Annotated in this window: 16 protein-coding genes; 14 read left to right on the top strand and 2 right to left on the bottom strand. The window is 44.8% G+C overall.

Features of this window, described 5'->3' with window-relative positions; translation table 11 throughout:
- Window positions 1-8: 8 nt before the first annotated feature.
- A complete protein-coding gene (locus OCV36_RS03010) occupies window positions 9-1,133 on the bottom strand; it encodes an efflux RND transporter periplasmic adaptor subunit (RefSeq protein WP_135455876.1) in 1,125 nt (374 codons plus the stop codon).
- Window positions 1,134-1,470: 337 nt separating this feature from the next.
- Here OCV36_RS03010 and OCV36_RS03005 point away from each other — a divergent pair, with 337 nt between their 5' ends.
- Window positions 1,471-2,817 carry an ISNCY family transposase gene (locus tag OCV36_RS03005; protein WP_261887534.1) on the top strand — a complete coding sequence of 449 codons (1,347 nt, stop codon included), beginning with the start codon at window positions 1,471-1,473 and terminating at the stop codon, window positions 2,815-2,817.
- A 178-nt stretch (window positions 2,818-2,995) separates the two neighbouring features.
- On the opposite strand, the gene erpA is transcribed toward OCV36_RS03005, so the two are convergent.
- On the bottom strand, window positions 2,996-3,337 hold the full coding sequence (gene erpA / locus OCV36_RS03000; protein ID WP_029224783.1) for an iron-sulfur cluster insertion protein ErpA: 342 nt from the start codon (window positions 3,335-3,337) through the stop codon (window positions 2,996-2,998).
- A 296-nt stretch (window positions 3,338-3,633) separates the two neighbouring features.
- On the opposite strand from erpA, the gene hemL reads away from it, so the two are divergent.
- The 13 genes from hemL to OCV36_RS02935 all read left to right on the top strand — a co-directional run bounded on the left by hemL (window position 3,634) and on the right by OCV36_RS02935 (window position 24,958).
- Window positions 3,634-4,929 carry a glutamate-1-semialdehyde 2,1-aminomutase gene (hemL, locus tag OCV36_RS02995; RefSeq protein ID WP_017073091.1) on the top strand — a complete coding sequence of 432 codons (1,296 nt, stop codon included), beginning with the start codon at window positions 3,634-3,636 and terminating at the stop codon, window positions 4,927-4,929.
- 331 nt (window positions 4,930-5,260) lie between these two features.
- On the top strand, window positions 5,261-6,346 hold the full coding sequence (locus OCV36_RS02990; RefSeq protein ID WP_017073093.1) for an AI-2E family transporter: 1,086 nt from the start codon (window positions 5,261-5,263) through the stop codon (window positions 6,344-6,346).
- A gap of 110 nt (window positions 6,347-6,456) precedes the next feature.
- Entirely contained in the window at window positions 6,457-7,479 is a 1,023-nt protein-coding gene (gene rsmC, locus OCV36_RS02985) for a 16S rRNA (guanine(1207)-N(2))-methyltransferase RsmC (protein WP_135457118.1), read from the top strand.
- A gap of 216 nt (window positions 7,480-7,695) precedes the next feature.
- Window positions 7,696-11,085, top strand: a complete 3,390-nt coding sequence (locus tag OCV36_RS02980; protein ID WP_135457120.1) for a response regulator — start codon at window positions 7,696-7,698, stop codon at window positions 11,083-11,085.
- A 708-nt stretch (window positions 11,086-11,793) separates the two neighbouring features.
- Complete coding sequence (locus tag OCV36_RS02975; protein WP_135457122.1) at window positions 11,794-13,476, top strand: ABC transporter substrate-binding protein; 1,683 nt, start codon at window positions 11,794-11,796, stop codon at window positions 13,474-13,476.
- A gap of 169 nt (window positions 13,477-13,645) precedes the next feature.
- A complete protein-coding gene (locus tag OCV36_RS02970) occupies window positions 13,646-14,632 on the top strand; it encodes an ABC transporter permease (protein ID WP_017073097.1) in 987 nt (328 codons plus the stop codon).
- A gap of 2 nt (window positions 14,633-14,634) precedes the next feature.
- Window positions 14,635-15,660 (top strand): ABC transporter permease, encoded by a 1,026-nt coding sequence (locus OCV36_RS02965; protein WP_017073098.1) that lies wholly within the window; start codon window positions 14,635-14,637, stop codon window positions 15,658-15,660.
- 2 nt (window positions 15,661-15,662) lie between these two features.
- Window positions 15,663-16,646, top strand: coding sequence for an ABC transporter ATP-binding protein (locus OCV36_RS02960; protein ID WP_017073099.1), 984 nt, complete (start codon window positions 15,663-15,665; stop codon window positions 16,644-16,646).
- Window positions 16,647-16,733: 87 nt separating this feature from the next.
- Entirely contained in the window at window positions 16,734-17,729 is a 996-nt protein-coding gene (locus tag OCV36_RS02955) for an ABC transporter ATP-binding protein (protein ID WP_017073100.1), read from the top strand.
- Window positions 17,730-17,827: 98 nt separating this feature from the next.
- On the top strand, window positions 17,828-19,549 hold the full coding sequence (locus OCV36_RS02950) for a glycoside hydrolase family 9 protein (protein WP_135457124.1): 1,722 nt from the start codon (window positions 17,828-17,830) through the stop codon (window positions 19,547-19,549).
- A gap of 2 nt (window positions 19,550-19,551) precedes the next feature.
- A complete protein-coding gene (locus OCV36_RS02945; protein ID WP_135457126.1) occupies window positions 19,552-20,436 on the top strand; it encodes an N-acetylglucosamine kinase in 885 nt (294 codons plus the stop codon).
- 12 nt (window positions 20,437-20,448) lie between these two features.
- Entirely contained in the window at window positions 20,449-22,407 is a 1,959-nt protein-coding gene (locus tag OCV36_RS02940) for a beta-N-acetylhexosaminidase (RefSeq protein ID WP_135457128.1), read from the top strand.
- Between the two features lie 145 nt (window positions 22,408-22,552).
- The gene (locus tag OCV36_RS02935) at window positions 22,553-24,958 is read left to right on the top strand and encodes a GH36-type glycosyl hydrolase domain-containing protein (RefSeq protein WP_135457130.1); all 2,406 of its coding nucleotides are present in this window, start codon (window positions 22,553-22,555) and stop codon (window positions 24,956-24,958) included.
- Window positions 24,959-24,979 lie beyond the last annotated feature (21 nt).

Here is a 24,979-nt window from a genome sequence, read left to right as displayed (position 1 = left end):
GCTATCTCCTACTCAGCTTTCGCTTTAGAAAGTTCAGTATTTTGCTCAACAGCAATCACCGCATCACCATCGCGTACAAAACCTTGCCCGACGGTGATGATATCGACTTGTTGACCTAATCCAGTAAGCCATACTCCGTCTTGCTCAGCTTTGACTAATTGAATACCGACAAACTTCACGGTTGGAGAGTCATCAATAGAGATTAAGGTTTTGACCCCAAGATTACCTGCCTCATCCAGTGCCAGCATTGCAGGTGTAATCTTGATTGCATCGCTTGTTTCTAGGTTGAGTGTTACTTCTGCACTGACCCCCGCAGGTAAGAAACCTTCGGAGTTATCAATTTCAATCTCTATTGGGAAGGTGTTCGTAGAAGTAGAAGAAATTCGAGATACATAACGCAAACGACCTTGAGCTTCTTCTCTCCCTAGCAGGCGAACCGACGCAGATTGATCAACTAATAAATGTTGAATATGGCGCTCGCTAACATCGGCTTCGATGACTAAAGGATCGAGATCGATCACTCCCGCAACTGGGTCTCCAACGCCAACAAAATCTCCGAGTTCAACCATCAAGTCTTGAACCACACCAGAAAAAGGCGATGTAATAACCGTATTTTTTAAGGCCAGTTCAGCATTGCGCTTCATGGCTTTGGCTTCGGTTAGGGAAGCCTCTGCGGTGGTATAAGCGATTTCTCCTTGAAGCCCTCTTTTCTTCAATGATTGCGCGGCCTTAAATTCTTTTTGTTTTAATCGATATAAAGCAGAGGCTCGTTCCAGTTGAATCTCTAAGTCGCCTTTGTCGATTTGAGCAATGGCCTGCCCTGCTTTGACCATATCGCCTTTAACCACGTTTAATTTGACCACTTTACCAGCCACTTCAGCCCCCAAACGAGCATGCCTATCTGGCGCAGTTCGTCCGTAGAGATCAATCGTTTTAAAGGTCGGTGAAGACGTGAACGCTTGAAAGGAGACTTTTGCCATCGGGATTTCTGTCGACTTTTTTACAGGCGATTCTTCAGCTTTCCCTACACCTAAGCCAAGCCAGATCGACAATAAAATGACGAGAACGAGTGAAACTAACCAAGGCTGCTTAAATTTCTGAGAAAGCGATGAGCCAGAAAATTGAGTAGGCATAACAAATCCTTTTGTGCAGTGTGGTTGAAGCGTGCGATTTTATTGCACAACGTAATGTACAACATCCTGATGCACAAAGAGTTACCTTAACAGAGCAACACCGATCGAAGTTGGACGCTCTCGACAATTTAAAAAATATGGCGTCTACTATAATTAAAGTAAATAAAACAAACGCAATACATCACAATTCAACATAACCCATAAGATGCGCGAATAGAATGTAAGCGCAAAGTTGTAATGTCACTATTTTCCAAAGTTAAAATGTCCCTTTAGCTCATCACCACTAGGCTTAATTGATATTGGTAAACGCTATGGACATAACAACATGCTGGTGACTATGAGTGATTCAGAGATCAATCGTTTTAAAGTAATTGAAGATGTGTGTCAGCGACGGATACGTCGGGCCGATGCTGCCGAGATCCTCAGCTTGAGTGTCCGTCACATCCAACGCCTGATGAACCGACTTCGTAAATACGGTGCGAACGGATTGGCTCATCGCGCTCGCGGTAAGCCTAGCAATCATCGTTATTCAAGTGGTTATCGAAACTCGGTGCTAAGCCTTGTCCGTGAAAACTACAGCGACTTCTCACCAACACTCGCTCAAGAAAAGTTATCTGAGCTGCACAACTTGCCCATATCAAACGAAACTTTACGTCAATGGATGATCGCCGACGGACTGTGGCTTCCACATTCACAACGCAAACCTCGGGTCTATCAGCCTCGTTACCGTCGTGATTGCTTGGGTGAACTTATCCAAATTGACGGCTCCCATCATGACTGGTTTGAAGGCCGCTGTGACAAATGCTGCCTATTGGTGTTCATTGATGATGCGACTAGCCGTCTGATGAACCTAAGATTCAGCGAGACAGAATCCGCGTTTGACTACATGATGACCACGCGTGAATACCTCAATGAGCACGGTAAGCCCATCGCATTTTACAGTGACAAGCACTCTATTTTTCGAGTGAATCAGGAGAAACACAAACAAGTTGGCCAAACTCAATACGGGCGCGTGTTGAAAGAACTGGCGATAGAACTCATCTGTGCCAACAGCTCCCAAGCCAAAGGCCGCGTTGAGCGAGCCAACCTCACGCTGCAAGACCGACTGGTTAAAGAGATGCGCTTACAAGGTATCGACACCATCGAACAAGCCAACGCCTGGCTTCCCTACTTCATCGCCGATTTTAACCATCGCTTTGCTAAGCCCGCTCAATACCCAAAAAACATGCATCGTCCGGTTCGAGAGTCCAAGCAAGAACTCGACGATATTTTCAGTTGGCAAGAAACCCGCAAGCTCTCAAAGTCGCTGACATTTCAATACGATAAAGTGATTTATCTCATTGAACCTACTGAAGAAAACAGCCGACTAGCGCACGAACATGTCAAGGTACTCGACTACCCAAACGGTGAAATCGCCATCCAATACGGGCATCGAAAACTCGAATTCAAAACCTTCGACAAACTCGAGCACGTTCAACAAACCCAAATCGTCGACAACAAACGCCTCGGCCAAGTTTTAAAATTTGCTCAGCAACAACAAGAAGAATTCGAACAACAACAGCAACGAACCCGCAGTAAGAAAGCGCCCAAGCGCCGTGCACAACAAAGAGCCCTTCAAACAGCCCCTCGAGCCATCAACCCAGTGCTCACCGAACCATTCAAAACCTCCAGTCGAAAGACCTAACAACGGGACATTTCTATTTGGGACAAATGAGGACATTTTAAAATGGGATTGACATAGAAGAAATGAACTTACCCTCTGTTTTATATGATGTATTCATAAAAAAAAACGCCGAACATAAGTTCGGCGTTTAACAGTATTTCTAAGATAGCTTTCAACTCAAGCTATCTTTCGGTCCAAGCTATACGCTAAATGATGCGCCACAACCACATGTTGTCGTTGCATTCGGGTTATTTACAAAGAAACGTGCGCCTTCTAGGCCTTCTGTGTAATCAACCATGCCGCCCATTAAGTATTGCAGGCTCATTGGGTCAACAACCAGCGTTACGCCGCTGTTGATAATAGTAGTGTCGCCATCATTTACTTTTTCATCAAATGTGAAGCCGTATTGGAAACCACTACAACCACCACCTGTAATGTATACACGTAGTTTTAGTTCTGGATTTTCTTCTTCTGCAATCAACGTTTTTACACGGATGGCAGCAGCATCAGAAAATGACAATGGGATATTTACTTCGCTCACAACAACCTCTCTTACCTGTGTCAAAAACAACATGATACAAATCTAATTCGAGACCATAGTTGTTGAGTATTTTCTTATATTCTGATGATTATCTAATACCTGACTGAAACGTTCAAGTATTCACCACAGGATCATTACTTTTACTGCCGTAAACTCGTCAATATCTGAGCATTAAAACGTGTAACCACACAAAACAACCAGATTCGGGGGATTATATCAGCGAAAGCATTCCTAGTTGGATTGTGGATAGGTACAATGCGTGCCAATTGGTCCGACAGTCAAAAGAGGATATATCAATGACCAAATCAGCAGAACTGTATCAAAAGGCACAGCAAACTATTCCGGGTGGCGTTAACTCTCCAGTGCGCGCTTTTAACGGTGTAGGTGGCTCTCCAATCTTCGTTGAGCGAGCTGACGGCCCACTTATTTTTGATGCTGATGGTAAAGCATATATCGATTACGTTGGCTCTTGGGGCCCAATGATCCTAGGTCATAACCACGGAGTTATCCGTGAGGCTGTGATTGATGCAGCACAACGTGGCCTAAGTTTCGGTGCACCAACAGAAACTGAAATCAAAATGGCTGAACTTGTCTCTGAAATGGTTCCTTCTATGGAACAACTTCGTATGGTGAGCTCAGGTACAGAAGCGACAATGAGTGCAATTCGCTTAGCTCGTGGCTTCACTGGTCGTGACAAAATTCTTAAGTTTGAAGGTTGTTACCATGGCCACGCAGACAGCCTACTAGTAAAAGCAGGTTCTGGTGCATTGACTCTAGGTCAACCAAGCTCTCCAGGTGTTCCTGCTGATTTTGCTAAGCTGACGCTAACAGCAACGTTCAACAATCTAGACTCAGTACGTGAAATCTTCGCTGCAAACAAAGGTGAAATCGCATGTATCATCGTTGAGCCAGTAGCAGGCAACATGAACTGTATCCCACCAGTAGAAGGCTTCCACGAAGGCCTACGTGAAATCTGTGACCAAGAAGGTGCATTGCTAATCTTTGATGAAGTAATGACCGGCTTCCGTGTTGCAGAAGGTTGCGCTCAGGCTTATTACAACATCAAACCCGATCTAACGTGTCTTGGTAAAGTTATCGGTGGTGGTATGCCAGTGGGTGCTTTTGGTGGCCGTAAAGACGTGATGCAATACATCGCACCAACAGGTCCAGTTTATCAAGCAGGTACGCTTTCAGGTAACCCGGTAGCAATGGCTGCAGGTTACGCGTGTCTGAGCCTTTTAAGAGAAGAAGGCAACGAGAAGCGTCTTGCTGCGAAAACCAAACAGCTCGCAAGCGGTTTCAAATACCTAGCTGAAAAGCACGGCATCCCGATGCTTGTACACCAAGTTGGTGGCATGTTCGGTTTCTTCTTTACTGATCAAGAATCAGTAACGTGCTACGAAGATGTAACTAAGTGTGATGTAGAACGCTTCAAGCGCTTCTTCCACCTAATGCTTAAGCATGGTGTTTACCTTGCACCATCAGCATTCGAAGCAAGCTTTACTTCTCTTGCTCATGGTTCAAAAGAAATTGATGCAACATTAGAAGCCGCTGACCGTTGTTTCGCTATCATTGCTTCTGAAAGCAACTAATCAAACCACGAGCATTTAAGCTAAGCGTTTGAATTTAGGGCTGCATTACTGCAGCCCTTTTTAATACATCGCACTCATCAATCACGCATATTGTCGCTTGGGTTCTCCTGCCTTTCGACTCAGAAACGCTTAACGTTCCCAAAAAAGAAAAACCAACAACATGATTGTACCGAGGAACATTCTGAACCAAGGGATCTCTTTTTTTGTTTGCTGTTCTTCGTCTTGGCATTTCTTATCTTTATTACAGCATCCCATAATCAAAACTCCTCATTGCTAACTCTCTGTTTTGCAGCCATTATAAACTCAGAATGCCAATATAGAGACCATTACCGTGTCAGAAAAACTTAAAATTAATTCCAGTCACTGGGTGATCATCATTGCCCTGCTCGCGGCGGCTTATGCTTGTTATTTACTTATCGAGCCGTACGTTAACTCAATCGTGATGGCATTTATCATTTCACTATTGATGTTCCCGATCCATGAATGGCTTGAAAAAAAACTCCCTAATAAAGAAAACATCGTATCCCTACTATCATGTGTGATCCTGACCTTTATTATTGTTATTCCTTTATTAGCCGTATTTGCAGCCATTGTTCAACAAGGGTCTCTATTCTCTCAAAACACCTATCAATGGGTGACACATGGCGGTATTCAAACTCTATTTGCGCATCCTCTGGTTGTTAAAGCCCTGTCGTTTGTAAATAACTACCTACCTTTTGACAACATTGAACCACAAGCTATCGCACAGAAAGTGGGCGAGTTCGCGACGAGCTTCGGTTCGAAACTTGTCGGTATCAGTGCAAAAATTCTTGGTGATGCGACCAATTTCTTAATGGACTTCTTCTTGATGTTGTTTGTTCTGTTCTTCTTATTAAGAGATCACGACAAAATCATCAGCGCAGCTCGTCACATTCTTCCACTATCTCGAAGCCAAGAAGACAAGCTTCTAACTGAAATTGAGCAGGTATCGAAGTCAGCTGTAATGGGGTCATTCTTAACGGCAATCGCGCAAGGTTTTGCTGGCGGTTTAGGTATGTGGATAGCAGGCTTCCCTGGTCTATTCTGGGGCACCATGATGGGCTTCGCCTCTTTCATTCCTGTAGTGGGTACCGCATTAATCTGGATTCCAGCGGCAACGTACTTGTTCCTAACAGGTGATACAACGTGGGCGATTTTCCTAACGGTTTACTGTGTAGCGATTGTAGGTTCAATTGACAACCTTCTACGTCCACTGCTGATGCAAGGCAGCGCTGGCATGAATACCCTAATGATTTTCTTCTCGCTATTAGGTGGTATTCAACTGTTTGGCTTAATTGGTCTTATCTACGGTCCATTGATTTTTGCTATTACCATTGTCCTATTCAACATCTACGATGAAGAGTTTAAGGACTTTTTGAACCAGCAAGACAAGAGTTAAGCAACTCTTCAGCAACTTGGTTGCCGAACGAGTATTAAACACTTCAAGCTTTGGGCGGATTGTGCGAAAATCCGCCCTCATTTTTTGCTAACGATTCAATAGAGTGTCCTATGTCAGCTTATATTGCACCAAGCCAGATTGCTCAACGTCAACTCGCCTACTTTGAAGGCAAACATGTTTTAGTTGCTGGTGAGGCAGAAGACTTATTCCCTGTTGAATTAGCGAAACATTGTGAATCAGTCACAGTGTTTACTTCTAATTACAGCTACTACCGTCAATTAGAAGGCTGCAACACAATTCAACGTTTTTATGGTGCTGAATTTACAGACGAAACGAAAGCAGACCTAGTGATGCTTTACTGGCCAAAAGCAAAAGCTGAAGCTGAGTTTCTGTTGGCGATGTTATTTGCCAAGCTAGGCAAGGATACAGAGATCGTCGTTGTTGGTGAGAACCGTTCAGGTGTGAAAAGCATCGAAAAGATGTTCGCTCCTTACGGCAAAGTCGTGAAATACGATTCGGCGCGTCGTTGTTCTTTCTACTGGGGTCAATGTTTCGAACAACCTGAAACTTTCAACCTGCAAGACTGGTTTAAAACCTACACGGTTAATATTGATGAGCAATCACTTACCGTAAAAAGCCTTCCTGGCGTGTTCAGCCATGGCGCATTCGATGTGGGTAGCCAACTTCTGCTTGATACTTTACCGAAACTAAAAGGTAAGGTGCTGGACTTTGGTTGTGGAGCCGGTGTTTTAGGTGCTGTTATGGCGTCTCGCAACCCTGATATCGACCTGGAGATGTGTGATATTAGTGCCTTCGCAGTAGCGTCAAGCCAAGCCACTTTAGAAGCGAACGGTTTGACAGGTAATGTGTTCGCCTCTGACGTCTATTCTGACACCTCAAAAGACTATCAGTTTATCATTAGCAACCCACCATTCCACTCAGGGTTAGATACCAGCTATAGCGCCACTGAGACCTTGCTTACACAAGCGCCTAAGCATTTAAAGCGAGCGGGTGAGATGATTATTGTCGCAAACAGTTTCTTAAAATACGTTCCAATTATTGAACAAGCTTTTGGAAAATGCGCGACTCTAAATAAGACCACTAAATTCGCGATATACCACACAAGTAAATAGCCTATCTAGCACAGCGCAGGGTCATTATCTGCGCTGTCTGTTCATATTTTTATCAAAAGCCTATAAAAGTGAGCTTTTGCACACGCTTTAAATACCACTTACTTGTCAAAGTAAAAAAACTCGTTAATTTCGTTAAATTGGAACCCGTTAATTCTATTCTCTGTACTTGTTTTCGCCCCTTTTAGCAGTACATCAAAGGAAAGTAGTACCCAATTTATGTTTAGATTCTATCGTAAGCAGAAGTTTAAGCGCCTTCAAAATACCCTAATGCTGGCATTTCTTGTCCTCAGTATTACCCCAGTGACACTTATCGCGATATTTTTCCTCCAATCGCACAGTCAGGACCTTCAGGAACAAAGTACCTCACACCTTGTTTCCGTTCGTGATACTAAGCAACAGCAAATTGTCGATTATCTACAAGCTCAAGAGTCTCAAGTGATGGGCTTTGTGCGTTCAGAACTCGCCAATGCCAGTGGTGGGCGATTTTACGGCTTAATCAATGCCTTCCAACGACTTGGTTTAGATATTGACGAAGCACGCAGTAATGCGCAGCAGCGCTACATTCAAGGTTCTGGCGATCAAATAAAAACATCGATTCTTCCAGAGTCCACCAGTTTTATTGGCAGCGAGCGTTATCGTCTACTGCACAAGCGCTACCATAATGCCTACTTAGAGCTGCTTAAACGCTCCGATTTTGACGATATTTTATTAGTCGATATCAATGGCAATATCGCTTACTCAGTCTTTAAGCATGATGACTACGGCACCAACTTATTAACCGGCAAATACAAAGATTCAAACCTAGGCCTGACGTTTCAACGACTAGCAAAAGACGTGACCGATAGACGTAGATCTAACGAAGATTACACGCCCGTTATTGTCTCTGACTTCAAAGACGAAGACGGAAAACAAACCGCATGGCTTGGTGCGCCAATCGTACAACAAGGTTACTTACACAGTTATGCGATGTTTAGACTTCCGATTAACGGCATTACTAAGCTGATTGCCGACGTAAATAAGCGTTCAAACATTCAGACGTTATTGGTCGGTGACGATCACTTGCCCCGTAGCCTCGCGCATTCACAAGAGTCGATCAATTTAAGCTTAGATGTTGTTAATAAAGCACTTGCAGGTGAAACAGCCGTTGGGACATTCAACAACACTCAAGATCAAGCGATCATCGCGGCATACACTCCTATTGAACTAAAATATGCGACATGGGCTTTGGTCGTGGAGCTTCCAGAGAAAGAAGCTTTTGCTCGTATTCATCAGCTAGAAAAGATCTTCGTGATCGTAATGCTAACAGCGATCATTCTTGTGTTTGTCGCATCACATTATCTGTCCAATTTCATCACTTCCCCTCTCCTCAAGCTCACGTGGGCTGCCGAGAAAGTCTCTGCAGGTGATCTTGACGAAACCATGATTAATACCGAACGCAAAGACGAAATAGGCCGCTTAGCCGTCAGCTTTGAACGGATGCAGCGTTCGATTCGCGAAAAAATGCAGCTAATTAGAAGCCAAAATGATGAGCTTGAGGACAACCTAAAGACCATTCAAAAGCAAAACGAAGAGCTGCAGTTGGCCAACAAGCTTAAAGATGAGTTCTTAGCAACGACCTCACATGAACTAAGAACACCGCTACATGGCATGGTTGGTATTGCTGAAGCGCTAATATCCGGCGCAAATGGCCCTATTCCTGCTAATCAGAAATACCAACTGGATATCATCATCAATAGTGGACAGAGATTGGCAACACTGGTTGATGACCTGCTTGATTACCATAAAATGCGTTATGGCAGCTTGGACATTAAAAAGTCTGCCGTTGATTTGTCTGCCGCCACCAACTTGGTTCTTGAGCTTTCTCATCACCTATTAGGTAACAAGCCAATCCGCATCATTAACCAAGTGCCAAGTGATTTAGGCCTAGTTTCATCGGACCCTCAACGACTTGAGCAAGTGATGTATAACTTGGTTGGTAATGCCATCAAGTACACATCCGAAGGTAAGATTGTTATCTCAGCAAGCGTTATCGACGACAACATTCGTGTACAAGTTGTCGATACAGGCCAAGGAATACCGGCAGAGTACCTTGAACATATCTTTGAACCACTGATTCAAGCTGGCCAAGATGCCAGTAACTACCGCCAAGGTGCAGGGCTTGGGTTATCTATTAGCCGTCAGCTGATTGAGCTAATGGGAGGTTCACTGTACGTGAGTAGCCAGCCAATGCTAGGCACGACTTTCAGCTTTACTCTGCCTGTAGCTACCCAACAAGAACTGGATAGCTATAACGAGTCTGGAAACTACTCACACTTCCAAGCGCCAGATTTGATAGATAATAGCCAACAAGAAAACAGCATTATCAGTGAAGATCCTAATGGTCCATTATTAGTTATCGCTGATGATGAGCCAGTCAACCTGCGCGTATTAGACAGCTTCTTGAAATTAGAAGGTTATCGAGTTCGTACCGCATGTGATGGCCCAGAAACCATTGAACTGATTGAAAAAGAGAAACCAGAATTACTGTTACTCGACATCATGATGCCAGGTATGAGTGGTTATCAGGTTTGTGAAGCGCTACGTAAGCAATATGATCACGCACAATTGCCAATCATCATGCTTACGGCATTGAACCAAGCAGAAGACCGAGTACGAGGCTTCGAAGCGGGTGCCAATGACTACTTATCCAAGCCATTTAATAAACAAGAACTTGCAGCTCGAATCACAGCGCACTTATCGGCAAGTAAAGCCGAGCAAAGGCGTCTTGAGAATGACCAACTGCAATTAGAGCTCAAACATAGAGCCATGGTTGAGGCCAACCTGTTAGAAACTCAAGGACGCTTGCTAGAACAGTTGGAGTCAGCTCCAGAGGCGATCATCTGTATTCGAGATGACCAACGTATTCGATTTGCAAACGAAGCGGCTGCTAAGCTATTTAGACGCGGACAAGAACAACTTAAGCGTTCAATGGCCGACGAGATCATCGCACCTAAATACCTTAAAGTGGAACAAGCCCACTACTGTGGTGATATTGATATCTACATAGATGACACACGTCAGCGCATTCCAAGTGACATCCTCAAGCTACCTGAAGGCTCAGGGCTCGATACCATGTATATCTTCAATGTGGGTGGTGGCGTTAACTCAAACCGAGTTAATAACCTTGAAACGGCGGTTGAGGCACTTTCAAGCTACGCCTTTGAAGGTGACAAAGATAAGCTGCAACAACTGAAGGAGCTTGGTGGTGAATTTACTCGTCTTGCTGATAAGGCAACCGGTGAAGGTAAAAACAAACAAGAGCTGATGCGTGAAGTATTAGTCGATGTCATGACCAATGCCATTATCTACTGGGAGTCTGTTACAGGGGAAACCAAGTTTGCTTTCGCAGAGAAAAGTGGCTTGTGGCGAGTCTATTTAGACCGCAGCACACTTCAAACTCGAACCTTAGATAAGTACCTTCGTGTAGAAACACTACCAAGAACGCCTCGCTGGAGAACGGTATTGAGCTCTATTGAGTTTATTCTCGAACATTGTAAAGAGCAGACCCCCGAAAGAACTCATATCGAGATGCTAAGGGATAAACTGCAGAAATTACTGACCAGCTAACCCCGAAGAAATATCACGATACAGTGAGTAATGCAGCCCACCTTGAGTGGGCTTTTTCATGCCTAATCGTTCAATAAAAGCACAACATTTAGTCTACGCTATTACTTTTTTTTTCTAGTTAAACAAGCCAAATCATACGTCACGTAAGCTTAAACAATCACCTGTTCAATCGATACTTAAGAGCTTATTCTTGGCTGAATTTCACATTCCTCCGACTCTTTGTTGCAGTTTGAGAAGCGAGTCACAACAGAACGGCAGATTTAATTTTCTAGGGAAATTTAACGTAGAACCAGTAAGTGATAGAGATCTACAATTACATTAAAATGGAATAACCCATTACAATTAAAAGCCAGAAAAGTAAGTAACCACTAACGTACCGGTACTACTACAAAATCAATTGCGAGTCACATCACCTTAACAACTGCGCGCAAAAAACCATCAAAGCGCCATGTTTTGACGTTAATGACGTGTCGATGTGTGTTTTTAACGTTTTTGACGGGAAACGAGTTTGATTAATTCATCGATAAGGTGTTTTCTTACTCCTGCCAAAGGCCTACAGGCCACTCTTACCACTTCTCAGAAGAAGCAACAAATCTGGAGCAATGAAGAAGAGGTAGGCCTTTAACTAGAGTGTGTATCTACTAAACAATTAGCGACAGATAACATTCAATCCATTAGTGAAATGAAAGCAAATAGTAAGGAACAGCTATGCTTGCCAATATAAAAAAAACAGCAATAGCAACAGCAATTATTGCAACTGCTACAACAGGTTTTGCATCAGTAGCAACCGCTGCAGAACGCAGTGAGTTGACTATTCACCCGAAAGAGTACACTACATTCGTACGTAACTTTAACCCGTACCTTGGTGCTACTAACCTACATACTACAACCGACTTCCTTTATGAGCCGCTAGTAGTATTTAACGAAATGCACGGTAACACTCCAGTGTTCCGTCTAGCTGAAAACTTCACAATGTCAGATGACCTGATGAGCGTAGTTTTTGACATTCGTAAGGGTGTTAAATGGTCTGACGGAGAAACTTTCTCTGCTGATGATGTTGTTTTTTCTTTCAACCTTGTAAAAGAGAAGCCAGAACTTGACCAATCTGGTATCAACTCTTGGGTAACTTCTGTAGAAAAACTGAACGACAACCAAGTTAAGTTTACCCTAACAGAAGCTAACTCAAACGTACCTTATGAGATTGCTAAAGTACCAGTAGTACCTAAGCACATCTGGAAAGACGTACAAAATCCATCTACGTTCACCAATGAGAACCCTGTAGGTTCAGGTCCGTTTACAGAAATCGATACGTTTACAGCGCAACTATACATCCAGTGTGCAAACCCGAACTACTGGGATGCAGACAACCTAGATGTTGACTGTCTGCGCGTTCCACAAATTGCTAACAACGACCAGTTCCTAGGTAAAGTTGTAAACAGTGAAATGGATTGGACGTCTTCTTTCGTTCCTGATATCGACCGTACCTACGCAGCAGCGAGCCCGAAACACCACTACTGGTACCCGCCAGCAGGTACGCAAGCATTCATCGTTAACTTCAAGCACCCTGATGCTGCGAAGCATGAAGCATTGAGCAACGTTGAATTCCGCCGTGCTTTCTCAATGGCTCTTGATCGTCAAACTATCATCGACATCGCATTCTACGGCGGTGGTACTGTGAACGATTTCGCATCAGGTCTTGGCTACGCGTTTGAAGCTTGGTCTGATGAAAAGACTCACAACAAGTACAAAGGCTTCAACACATACAATGCTGAAGGTGCTAAAAAGCTTCTTGCTGACGCAGGCTTCAAAGATGTAAACAAAGATGGTTTTGTTGATACTCCATCAGGCAAGTCTTTCGAACTAATGATTCAATCGCCAAATGGCTGGACTGACTTTAACAACACAGTTCAACTTGCGGTAGAACAGCTAAACGAGATCGGTATTAAAGCGAAAGCTCGTACACCTGATTTCTCAGTGTACAACCAAGCAATGCTTGAAGGTACATACGACGTAGCATACACAAACTACTTCCATGGTGCGGATCCATACACATACTGGAACAGTGCTTACAACTCGTCACTACAATCTGGTGATGGTATGCCTCGTTTCGCAATGCACTACTACCAAAATGATAAGCTAGATGGTCTTCTAAACAGCTTCTACAAAACAGCTGATAAGAACGAACAACTAGATATTGCACATGGTATCCAGCAAATCATCGCTGCGGACCAAGTGACAATTCCGGTGATGTCTGGTGCTTACATGTACCAATACAACACAACTCGCTTCACTGGTTGGTGGAACGAAGAAAATCCAAAAGGCCGTCCAAACATTTGGGCTGGTATTCCAGAGCGTCTACTTCATGTACTGGACCTAAAACCAGTTAAATAAGTAATCGTTCAATTTTTGCGGCGTAACTTCTTACGCCGCTTATAAAAATCCCCACACTATCAATTGAAAGTATGGCGCTAGTCGTCAGGGGATTTTTCGTTCCAAATTTCGCTAGGAGCGACCTGAATCCAGAAACAGGGAAACAATCTGGGTGAGTAAGGTGTGAGTTATGGGTTATTTTTTTAGACGTTTGTCATTCTATTTTGTCGCGCTATTAGTTGCTGCGACGTTAAACTTTATTATTCCAAGAGCAATGCCTGGTGACCCAGTTACCATGATGTTTGCGAACGCTTCTGTACAAGTTACTCCAGAGCGTATAGCTGCAATGAAAGAACTATTAGGCTTCGTTGATGGTGGCTTACTCGTTCAATATGTAGCGTATATGAAAAACATTCTTAGCTGGGAGCTTGGTACATCAATCCAATTCTACCCACTCTCAGTAAATACATTGTTGGGCGGAGCATTTGGCTGGTCGCTTTTCTTAGCTGGGACCGCAGTTGTTCTTTCTTTCTCTATTGGTTCAATCCTAGGTATTTTTGCAGCATGGAAACGTGGCAGCAAATACGATGCATTTGTTACACCGGGGATGCTTATTCTACAAGCCGTTCCTCAGGTAGTTATTGCGATGATTGCACTATTCACCTTCGCCATTGGCTTAAAGTGGTTCCCGACAGGCTACGCCTATACCGCAGGTACGATACCTGACTGGACAAGTTGGGCATTCATAAAAGACGTTGCGTACCACGCTTTCTTACCCTTGGTGTGTGCATCCATAGTTCAAATTGGTGGCTTCCTAGTAAACATGCGTAACAACATGATCAACCTGCTAGCAGAAGACTACATAACTATGGCTAAAGGCAAAGGCCTTAGCGAGAACCGAGTGGTATTCAACTACGCAGCTCGTAACGCGATGCTACCAAGTGTTACAGCCCTTTCAATGTCTTTAGGCATGGCAATCGGTGGTCAATTAATCATCGAAATCATCTTTAACTACCCAGGCCTTGGCAGCGTACTTTTCAACGCAATTAACGCTCGTGACTACCAAGTATTGCAAGGCCAACTGCTTATTATGACGCTATTCATGCTGTTCTTTAACCTAGTTGCCGACATGCTTTACGTTGTTCTTGACCCTCGTCTTCGTAAGGGTGGTAAATAATCATGAAAGACATTCTAAAACTCATTTGGCGTAACCCGATGGCCCTAACTGGCGTCATCATCCTAAGTATTTTTATTCTTGGCGCTATTGCTGCCCCTTTAATTACCAAACATGTACCAGACAAACGTACAGGTAACCCGCACGAATACCCAGGTTTCATCGTGAAGTCTGCACAAACTAACCCTGACGGCTGGGTTGCTCAAAACTTAGCAGACGACCGTCGTACATTAATTATGTCTAAGAAGGCAGACCACGTACTCGGTACAACTCGTATGGGGCGTGATGTTTGGTCACAAGTGGTATACGGCGCACGTGTATCTCTTGCGGTAGGTTTTGGGGCTGGTCTAACCGTATGTTTATTAGCAACTGTTATCGGTGTTTCGGCTGGTTACTTTGGTGGCCGTGTGGATGACATACTGACCGCAGCGATGAACATCATGCTGGTTATTCCTCAATACCCATTATTGTTCGTAGTCGCGGCCTTTATCGGTGAGGCAGGGCCACTCACCATCACCTTAGTTATCGGCTTTATGTCCTGGGCTTGGGGGGCCCGTGTTGTTCGCTCCCAAACTTTAGCACTGCGTGAAAAAGAGTTTGTAAAAGCAGCTGAAGTTTTGGGTGAATCTTCATTCCGCATCATCTTCGTAGAGATTCTACCAAACCTTATCTCTATTGTCGGCGCAAGCTTCATCGGTTCGGTGATGTACGCAATCATGATGGAAGCAACAATTTCATTCCTAGGTCTTGGTGACTCAAACACAATCAGTTGGGGCATCATGCTTTACAACGTTCAAACGTCTTCATCTATGCTGATTGGCGCTTGGTGGGAACTGTTGGCTCCTTGTATCGCACTGACACTACTAGTAACAGGCCTTGCTTTGCTTAACTTTGCTGTCGATGAAATTGCTAACCCTCAATTGCGTTCTCACAAAGGTATGAAACGTTGGAAGAAACTAGCGGCTCAAGACAAAGAAGAACGTGAACCAGAACTACCACCACAAAATGCACTTTGGAGCGGAGATAAATAATCATGTCTGAACCACTAATTTCTATCCGCAACTTATGCGTGGATTACATCACAGAGTCAGGCGATGTTCGTGCTTGTAACAATGTAAGTTTCGATATCGCTCCGGGTGAAGTATTCGGCCTAGCTGGAGAATCTGGCTGTGGTAAATCAACGGTAGCTTTCTCTCTTATGCGTCTTCATAAGCCGCCAGCTTATATCAGTGGTGGGGAGGTTATCTTCAACGGTGAAAACATCCTTGAATACAGTGATGAACGCATGCAATCGTTCCGTTGGAGCGAGATGTCCATGGTATTCCAGAGTGCGATGAACGCACTCAACCCAGTACTACCAATGGAAGAGCAGTTCTGTGACGTAATTATGCGTCACACTAATATGACCCGTGAGCAAGCTAAACAACGAGCTGAAGGTCTACTTGAAATCGTCGATATTCATCCAAGTCGATTAACTGACTACCCTCACCAATTCTCTGGTGGCATGCGTCAACGTTTGGTTATTGCTATCGCACTAGCGCTGAATCCAAAGCTGATCATTATGGATGAGCCAACGACAGCACTGGATGTGGTCGTTCAACGTGAAATCCTACAAAAGATTTATGCATTAAAAGAAGAGTTTGGCTTCTCGATTTTGTTCATCACCCACGACTTATCATTGATGGTCGAGTTCTCTGACCGAATCGGCATCATGTACTCAGGTGAGCTTATTGAAGTTGCTAACTCTCAAGATATTCTAGAAAACCCTTACCACCCTTACACCAAAGGGTTGGGTAGTTCTTTCCCTCCACTGACAGGGCCAAAGACAAAGTTAGCAGGAATTCCAGGCAACCCCTTAAATCTATTAGAAATACCTGAAGGATGTCGTTTCCAAGCTCGTTGTGACCGTGTACATGAAACCTGTACAAAAGTACCAACCAAGTTGCGTTCTATCGAACCGGGACACTTGTCTAACTGCCACCTGTACGGTGACCCAATAGTACAAAGGAAGCTATAGCTTGCACGTTGACACAGCGTGAATAACTAACAAGGCGGTTCGACTGCCCAAAAGCAAGCAAAGCGAACAAGGATTCTGGAGACAATTATGAGCAAAGATTTCGGTCAATTATTGGTAGAAGGTAAGAATGTCGTAAAAGACTTCCCGATAAGCAGTACCACTATTCAAACCCCAATGATGCGTGCGATTAACGACGTGTCATTCAAAATGTACAAGAGCCGTGGCCTAGCGGTGGTTGGTGAATCAGGTTCAGGTAAATCAACGACAGCAAAAATGATCGCAAAAATGTATGCGCCTTCGGGCGGTAGCATTGAATACAAAGGCCGTGATATCCAAGAGATTTCAAGCCGAAAAGATCTTATGCATTACCGTGAAGGTGTGCAGATGGTATGGCAAGACCCGTTTGGTTCGCTAAACCCTACTCACAATATCTTCCACCATATTGCTCGACCATTGTTGATCCATAAAAAGGTCGCTCCGGGCAACAAGAAAGAGCTTGAAGAACGAGTTTATGATCTATTGGAACAAGTAGGCTTAGTTCCGCCGAAAGAGACTTCGCAAAAGTATCCTCACCAACTTTCTGGTGGCCAACGTCAACGTGTCAATCTAGCACGCAATATCGCGGTAGGTGCTGAAGTCGTTTTAGCGGACGAACCAACCTCAATGCTAGACGTTTCGATTCGTGCTGGTGTTTTAAACCTGATGGAAGAGATGAAGTTTGAGAAACAAATGTCTCTGCTATATATCACCCACGACATCGCAACCGCTCGCTACATAGCTGAAGATCTTTCAGTGATGTACGTGGGACACATGGTCGAATGGGGCGATACCGATGATGTAATTGCTAACCCTCAACACCCTTACACGCAACTTCTTGTTTCTGCGGTTCCAGACCCTAAGAAATCGATCCACGAAAAACTAGCAGGTAACAAAGGCGAGATCCCGCTCTGGACTCCGGCATCAGTAGGTTGTCCATTTGCGGGGCGTTGCACTCAAGCGATGGACAAGTGTAAAGAACAGCTTCCAGGAGTTACACAATTAGCTGATAACCACTTTGTACGTTGTTACCTACACGAAAGCTAAGCAATAAAGTCCAAGTTAGGGTCTGCGGACCCTAACTATTTATATCCAAAACATTCAAGTACCTAGCCAATAGAAACTAGGACCTTTGGAGAACATTGATGTTGTTATTGACCAACCATATTGGCTACGAATCCACCGCTCCAAAGCAGGCTATCTTACAAACAAAGAAAGCTCGTCTATCGAGCACTACGGCTTTACTCGTCTGTGCAGACAATCATATGACTGTCGGAAGCTTTGATGTGGTTAAACAAGGCCGCGTAGCAAATTGGCATCAAGGGCAATTCTTCACTATCGATTTCAGTTCAGTTACTGAATCTGGTCGCTACTACCTACGTTTTGACAACCTGCGTTCAGAAGTATTTGAGATTGGTAGCAACCTATTAATGAACCACACATTCTCTGATGTGCTTCATTACTTTAAGTCACAACGCTGTGGCGGTATTTTCGACAAAAAAGATCGACAAGCACAAATTCTAGGTACCGACAGATACGTCGATGTCCACGGAGGATGGTATGACGCATCAGGAGATGTCAGTAAGTATTTTAGCCACCTGTCTTATGGTAACTACCTAAACCCACAACAAATTCCAATGGTCGTTTGGAACATGCTAAAAAGCGTGCGCTTGACTAGCCATAATCCAGACTTCCCTAAATTCTCCATGACTCGTCTAACGGAAGAGGCTCTGTTCGGTGCCGACTTCTTAGTGCGTATGCAAGACGCCGACGGATACTTCTATATGACGGTATTCGACAAATGGAGCAAAGATATCAATCAGCGCGACATCTGCGCTTATGCGACTCAAGACGGTCATAAATCAACAGACTTACAGGCGGGCTACCGACAAGGTGCAGGCGTTGCTATTGCAGCACTGGCTGCTGCATCTGAGCTTGAAACCTCTGGCAGTTACTCGAGCCACACCTACCTTGAAACGGCTGTTAAGGGTTACTGGCACCTAAAAGAGTACAACCTCCAGTACCTAAACGATGGTGAAGAGAACATCATTGATGAGTATTGTGCCCTACTCGCAGCCAATGAACTTTACCGAGTAACGCAAGACGAACAATATCTTTTAGAAGCAAGAATTTGGACTGCTCGTTTAACCTCTCGTCAGCAGTCCGATGAATCTTTCGAAAACTTTTGGTCAGCGAACTCTGACGGCAGTCGACCGTACTTTCATGCTGCGGAAGCTGGCCTTCCGGTGATTGCGCTATGCGAATACATCGACAATGAAACTGACCTTAAGTTGAAAGAACAAGCTCGAGTTGTGGTTGAGCAAGCTTGTCAGTTCGAAACCAACATTACCGACAAAGTCACCAACCCATTTGGCTACCCAAGACAGTACGTTAAGTCTGTCGACGGTGATAAGCGTGATGCCTTTTTTGTCGCTCAACAGAACGAAACTGGTTACTGGTGGCAAGGTGAAAATGCACGCCTCGGCTCATTGGCTACTATGGCTTACTTAGTTCAACCTCATATTAAAAATGTAGACCTTCAAAAACGCCTAATTCAACTTTCACAAAACAGCCTTGATTGGATTTTGGGTCTCAACCCATACCATATGTGCATGCTCGATGGCCACGGCCATAACAACCCAGACTACCTGCCACAGCTTGGTTTCTTTAATGCGAAAGGCGGAGTTTGTAACGGCATCACAGCGGGCTTTGACGATGAGCAAGACATCGCGTTCAACCCACCAGCACAAAAAGATGACATGCTTCAAAATTGGCGCTGGGGCGAACAATGGATCCCTCATGGCGCATGGTACTTACTGGCCACAGCTGCGCAGTTCAACTTCCTAACACAACGTAAGGAGCAATAACGATGGCTCTTTACTACGTAGGTATTGATGGCGGCGGTACATCTTGCCGAGCTCGAATTCGAGATGACCAAGGCAAACTCATTGGCGAAGCAAAGAGTGGCAGCGCCAACATTCTGCTCGGTGTTGATGTTGCGATGGTATCCATTGTTGATGCGATTACGTCAGCAGCAAGACAAGGTAATCTCGACTCAAATCACTTTTCTGATATGCATATTGGATTGGCATTAGCTGGTGCTGAGCAAAAGTCGGCATGGCTCGAATTCATGGCACAAACCCATCCTTTTGCAAGCATGACGCTAAACACAGACGCTTATGGGGCATGTGTTGGTGCCCACAATGGCCAAGACGGCGCAATCATGATTGGTGGTACAGGCTCATGTGGCATCTACTTAAACAACGGCGAGCAACATGTTGTTGGCGGTCGTGAATTCCCAATTTCAGATCAAGGCGGCGGCGCAGTGATGGGCCTTCGTTTAATTCAGCAAGTTCTACTCGCTGAAGATGGCATTCGTAACAAAACACCACTGACTCAACATGTAATGGCGCATTTTAATCACAATGTTGATGCGATCGTGGCGTGGTCGAAAGTCGCAATCCCAAAAGATTACGGTCAATTTTCCCCTGTCATTTTTCAACTGGCTAATGAAGGTGACGAACTGGCTATCGAAATGCTCAAACTAACCGCAGCAGATATCGAAATGTTTGTCTTAGCTCTTCATCGAAAAGGCGCTGACAAGGTGTGCTTAATGGGCAGTATTGCAGAACGTATTCTCAATTGGTTGTCACCACCAGTACAGCAATGGATCGTTAAACCTCAATTTGATGCTATCGAAGGTGCATTGATGTTTGCTGGTCAATCACAACACAACCTGTACCAACAGGCTTAGCAGGGAAGTTATATGAATTATCGCATCGACTTAGCCGTTCTTTCCGAACAAAAAAATAACTGCCGATTTGGCCTTACGGTACATAACTTAAGTGACCTCGACGTACAAGATTGGTCACTGCATTTTGCCTTTGACCGATTCATTCTTCCAGAGAGTTTATCGCAAGGTGAATTGGCTCAAGTTGGGAGCTATTGTTCGTTCAAACCAAGCTCGCCTGTATTAATGGCGAACAACCACTACTACCTTGAGTTCAGTATTCAAAGCGCCCCGTTCCGCTTCTATTCGGATGGCCTTAATGATGCCTTTATCCAATCGCATCACGAGGGCGAAACATCGGTACTGCCAGTGGCGATATCTCCGATAGTTTTGGCTTCGCCATATCGTGAACGTAATCAAATACCACAAGTAAGTGCGGCTGAAGTGGCTTTGATCCCTCAAGCGAATAAGATCGAACTGACACAAGATAGCTTCGAGCTAGGCAGCGCATGCAAGATTGAGGTTCAATCTCACCTTGCAGATAAAGCCGTATCTTGGCTGCAACAAGAATTACTTTCTTCCTTTGAAATATCTCTTTCGAATGAGCTTTCAACTAAACGTTCACCAGGACTTCTAACAGAAGAGAACAGCGACATTCTATTTCGCAGTAATCCGACGTTAGACGAAGCCGAGTACAAGCTCACCGTCACGTTACAACAGATAATGGTTGAATCAGGCAGCCAGTCTGGCTTCACACACGCCGTGGCAAGCTTGATTCAGTTGGTACAGCAACTGGATGCAGAGAACTTCTCTGTTCCATGTTGCAAAATCGCTGATCAGCCTCGCTTCAAATACCGCGGCATGATGTTGGACTGCGCTCGCCATTTCCACTCAGTGGAGCAAGTTAAGCGTTTAATCAACCAGTTGGCGCACTACAAATTCAACGTTTTTCATTGGCATCTAACCGATGATGAAGGCTGGAGAATTGAGATAAAAAGCCTCCCTCAACTGACTAAAATCGGTGCTTGGCGTGGACCTGACCATCCGTTAGAACCACAATACACACACCTTGCTGAGAACTATGGTGGCTTCTACACGCAGCAACAGATTCGCGAAGTGATTGAATATGCGGAGCAGCGCAGCATCACAGTCATCCCTGAGATCGATATCCCGGGACACTGCCGCGCTGCAATAAAGTCACTGCCTGACCTGCTGGTAGAGCAAGCAGACACCACACAATACAAGAGTATTCAGCACTACAACGACAACGTGCTAAATCCAGGTTTACCGGGTACTTACCAATTCCTAGATGCCGTTATTGAAGAAGTGGTAGAGCTGTTCCCTAGCGAATTGATCCACATGGGCGCAGATGAAGTACCACCAGGAGTGTGGAGCAACAGCCCTGCCGCTCAAGCACTGATGAAAGAGCACCAGTACCAAGACAGCAAAGACTTGCAAGGTCACCTATTCCGCTATGCCGAAAACAAACTCAAGCAGTTAGGCAAGCGCATGGTGGGCTGGGAAGAAGCGCAACATGGCGACAAAGTCAGTAAAGAGACCATCATCTACTCGTGGCTAAGTGAAGAAGCTGCTATCAATTGCGCTCGCCAAGGCTTTGATGTGGTGCTGCAACCTGCACAGTTTACTTATCTTGACATGACCCAAGATTATGCACCGGAAGAACCGGGCGTAGATTGGGCTGCCGTTATCCCATTAGAACAAGCTTATACCTACGAAGCGCTTGCTGAGATATCCGACACCGACCCAATTCGTAAGCGGATTCGCGGAATTCAGTGTGCTCTCTGGTGTGAGATCGTCACCAATCAAAAGCGTATGGATTACATGGTATTTCCAAGAATTAGCGCTTTAGCTGAAGGATGTTGGACACATAAAAACAACCGAAACTGGCTAGATTACCTATCTCGCCTAAAGGGCCACCTGCCATTACTCGACAGACTCAATGTTGATTATCGCAACCCTTGGAAAGCTCAATAAAACAAAACCAAAGCAACACTCATATAGAGCGGTTACTGCTCAAATTAAGTTGCTGACTCAAATTAAGGTACTCAGTTAGATAAGACTCAGCATCACTATTTAAAAATTAGCTGCATAGATGCAGTTTGTTAAAAAGGAAATGACAATGAAATACGGCTATTTCGATAACGACAATCGCGAATACGTCATCACTCGCCCTGATGTACCAGCACCTTGGACCAACTACCTAGGTACTGAAAAGTTTTGTACCGTAATTTCGCACAATGCGGGCGGTTACTCGTTCTACAATTCTCCGGAATACAACCGTGTTACTAAGTTCCGTCCAAACGGCACATTCGATCGTCCAGGGCACTATGTTTACCTACGTGATGATGAGACGGGTGATTACTGGTCTATCTCTTGGCAGCCAGTGGCAAAAAGTCTAGATGAAGCGAACTACGAAGTTCGTCATGGCTTGTCATACTCAAAGTTCAAATGTGAATACAGCGGTATTACGGCAACTAAAACACTATTCGTTCCTAAGGGTGAAGATGCGGAAGTTTGGGATGTCGTACTGAAGAACAACACAGATAAGCCAAGAACCATCAGCACTTTCTCATTTGTTGAGTTCTCTTTCAGTCACATTCAATCAGATAACCAAAACCATCAGATGTCTTTGTACTCTGCGGGCACGTCTTACCAAGAAGGTGTTCTGGAATACGACCTGTACTACAACACCAACGACTTTGAAGGCTTCTACTACCTAGCATCCACCTTCTCGCCAGACAGCTACGACGGACAACGTGACAACTTCCTTGGCATGTACCGTGACGAAGCCAACCCAATTGCGGTTGAAAATGGCAAGTGTTCTAACAGTGCGCAAACTTGTTACAACCACTGTGGTTCTCTGCATAAGCAATTTACGATTCAGCCGGGTGAAGAGGCTCGCTTTGCGTACGTACTAGGTATCGGCAAAGGCAACGGCGAGCGTCTACGTGAGAAATACCAAGACACAGCCAACGTAGACGCAGCATTCCAAGGAATCAAAGATCACTGGGACGAACGCTGCAACAAGTTCCAAGTTAAGTCTCCAAACGAAGGCTTAGACACCATGATCAACACGTGGACGCTTTACCAAGCGGAAACCTGTGTGGTTTGGTCACGCTTTGCTTCATTCATCGAAGTTGGTGGTCGTACTGGCCTTGGTTACCGTGATACGGCGCAAGATGCTATCTCAGTACCTCATGCCAACCCACAAATGACCAAGAAACGTATTATCGACCTGCTTCGCGGCCAAGTTAAAGCGGGCTACGGTCTACACTTGTTCGATCCTGACTGGTTCGATCCAGAGAAAGCTGACGTTGAACCTTCAAAATCGCCAACGGTTGTTCCAACACCGTCAGACGACGACAAGATCCACGGCATTGACGATACCTGTTCTGATGATCACTTGTGGATCGTACCAACCATCATCAAGTACGTGATGGAAACGGGTGAACACGATTTCTTTGACGAAGTGATTCCATACGCAGATGGTGGCGAAGCAACGGTTTACGAACACATGAAAGCGGCACTGAACTTCTCTGCAGAATACGTAGGTCAAACGGGTATCTGTAAGGGTCTTCGCGCAGACTGGAATGACTGTTTAAACCTAGGTGGTGGTGAATCTTCAATGGTTTCATTCCTACACTTCTGGGCGCTACAAGAATTTTTAGACCTAGCTAAGTTCCGTAATAACGATGCTGACGTTACTAAATACACTGAAATGGCAGCGAACGTTCGCGAAGCGTGTGAAACGCACCTTTGGGATGACGAGGGTGGCTGGTACATCCGTGGTCTGACTAAAAATGGCGACAAGATCGGTACCGCTCAACAAGCTGAAGGTCGAGTTCACCTTGAGTCAAACACGCTAGCGGTTCTATCTGGCGCGGTATCTCAAGAGCGTGGCGAGAAAGCGATGGACGCAGTTGATGAGAACTTATTCTCTGAGTACGGCTTACACCTAAACTCTCCATCATTTGCTACACCAAACGACGATATCGGCTTTGTGACTCGTGTTTACCAAGGCGTTAAAGAGAACGGCGCTATCTTCTCTCACCCGAATCCATGGGCTTGGGTAGCAGAAGCGAAGCTAGGTCGTGGTGACCGTGCTATGAAGTTCTACGACGCACTTAACCCGTACAACCAAAACGACATGATTGAAACGCGTTACGCAGAACCATACTCGTACGTGCAGTTCATCATGGGTAAAGATCACAAAGACCATGGTCGTGCAAACCACCCTTGGTTAACAGGTACCTCTGGTTGGGCTTACTTCGCGGTAACCAACTTCATTCTTGGTGTTCGTACAGGCTTTGAAGGCTTAACAGTTGATCCATGTATCCCGACTGATTGGCCAGAGTTCGAGGTTACTCGTCAATGGCGTGGCGCGACTTACAACATCACAGTGCAGAACCCGAATGCAGTAAGCAAAGGCGTTGCCTCTATCACTATCAATGGTGAACAGGTTGAAGGTGCAATTCCAGTGCAAGCAGAAGGCAGCGTGAACGATGTTGTCGTTGTTCTAGGCTAGTCACTCAATTTGACGAACAGC

The organism is Vibrio echinoideorum (assembly GCF_024347455.1).
GTDB classification, from domain to species: domain Bacteria; phylum Pseudomonadota; class Gammaproteobacteria; order Enterobacterales; family Vibrionaceae; genus Vibrio; species Vibrio echinoideorum.
Note: the sequence above shows the minus strand (reverse complement) of the source record. Positions and strands in the feature narration are given on the sequence as shown.

Coding starts and splice junctions, on each gene's coding strand:
- OCV36_RS03010 (WP_135455876.1), bottom strand. CDS start 1,133: ATGCCTACTCAATTTTCTGGCTCATCGCTTTCTCAGAAATTTAAGCAG.
- OCV36_RS03005 (WP_261887534.1), top strand. CDS start 1,471: ATGAGTGATTCAGAGATCAATCGTTTTAAAGTAATTGAAGATGTGTGT.
- hemL (WP_017073091.1), top strand. CDS start 3,634: ATGACCAAATCAGCAGAACTGTATCAAAAGGCACAGCAAACTATTCCG.
- rsmC (WP_135457118.1), top strand. CDS start 6,457: ATGTCAGCTTATATTGCACCAAGCCAGATTGCTCAACGTCAACTCGCC.
- OCV36_RS02980 (WP_135457120.1), top strand. CDS start 7,696: ATGTTTAGATTCTATCGTAAGCAGAAGTTTAAGCGCCTTCAAAATACC.
- OCV36_RS02975 (WP_135457122.1), top strand. CDS start 11,794: ATGCTTGCCAATATAAAAAAAACAGCAATAGCAACAGCAATTATTGCA.
- OCV36_RS02970 (WP_017073097.1), top strand. CDS start 13,646: ATGGGTTATTTTTTTAGACGTTTGTCATTCTATTTTGTCGCGCTATTA.
- OCV36_RS02965 (WP_017073098.1), top strand. CDS start 14,635: ATGAAAGACATTCTAAAACTCATTTGGCGTAACCCGATGGCCCTAACT.
- OCV36_RS02960 (WP_017073099.1), top strand. CDS start 15,663: ATGTCTGAACCACTAATTTCTATCCGCAACTTATGCGTGGATTACATC.
- OCV36_RS02955 (WP_017073100.1), top strand. CDS start 16,734: ATGAGCAAAGATTTCGGTCAATTATTGGTAGAAGGTAAGAATGTCGTA.
- OCV36_RS02950 (WP_135457124.1), top strand. CDS start 17,828: ATGTTGTTATTGACCAACCATATTGGCTACGAATCCACCGCTCCAAAG.
- OCV36_RS02945 (WP_135457126.1), top strand. CDS start 19,552: ATGGCTCTTTACTACGTAGGTATTGATGGCGGCGGTACATCTTGCCGA.
- OCV36_RS02940 (WP_135457128.1), top strand. CDS start 20,449: ATGAATTATCGCATCGACTTAGCCGTTCTTTCCGAACAAAAAAATAAC.
- OCV36_RS02935 (WP_135457130.1), top strand. CDS start 22,553: ATGAAATACGGCTATTTCGATAACGACAATCGCGAATACGTCATCACT.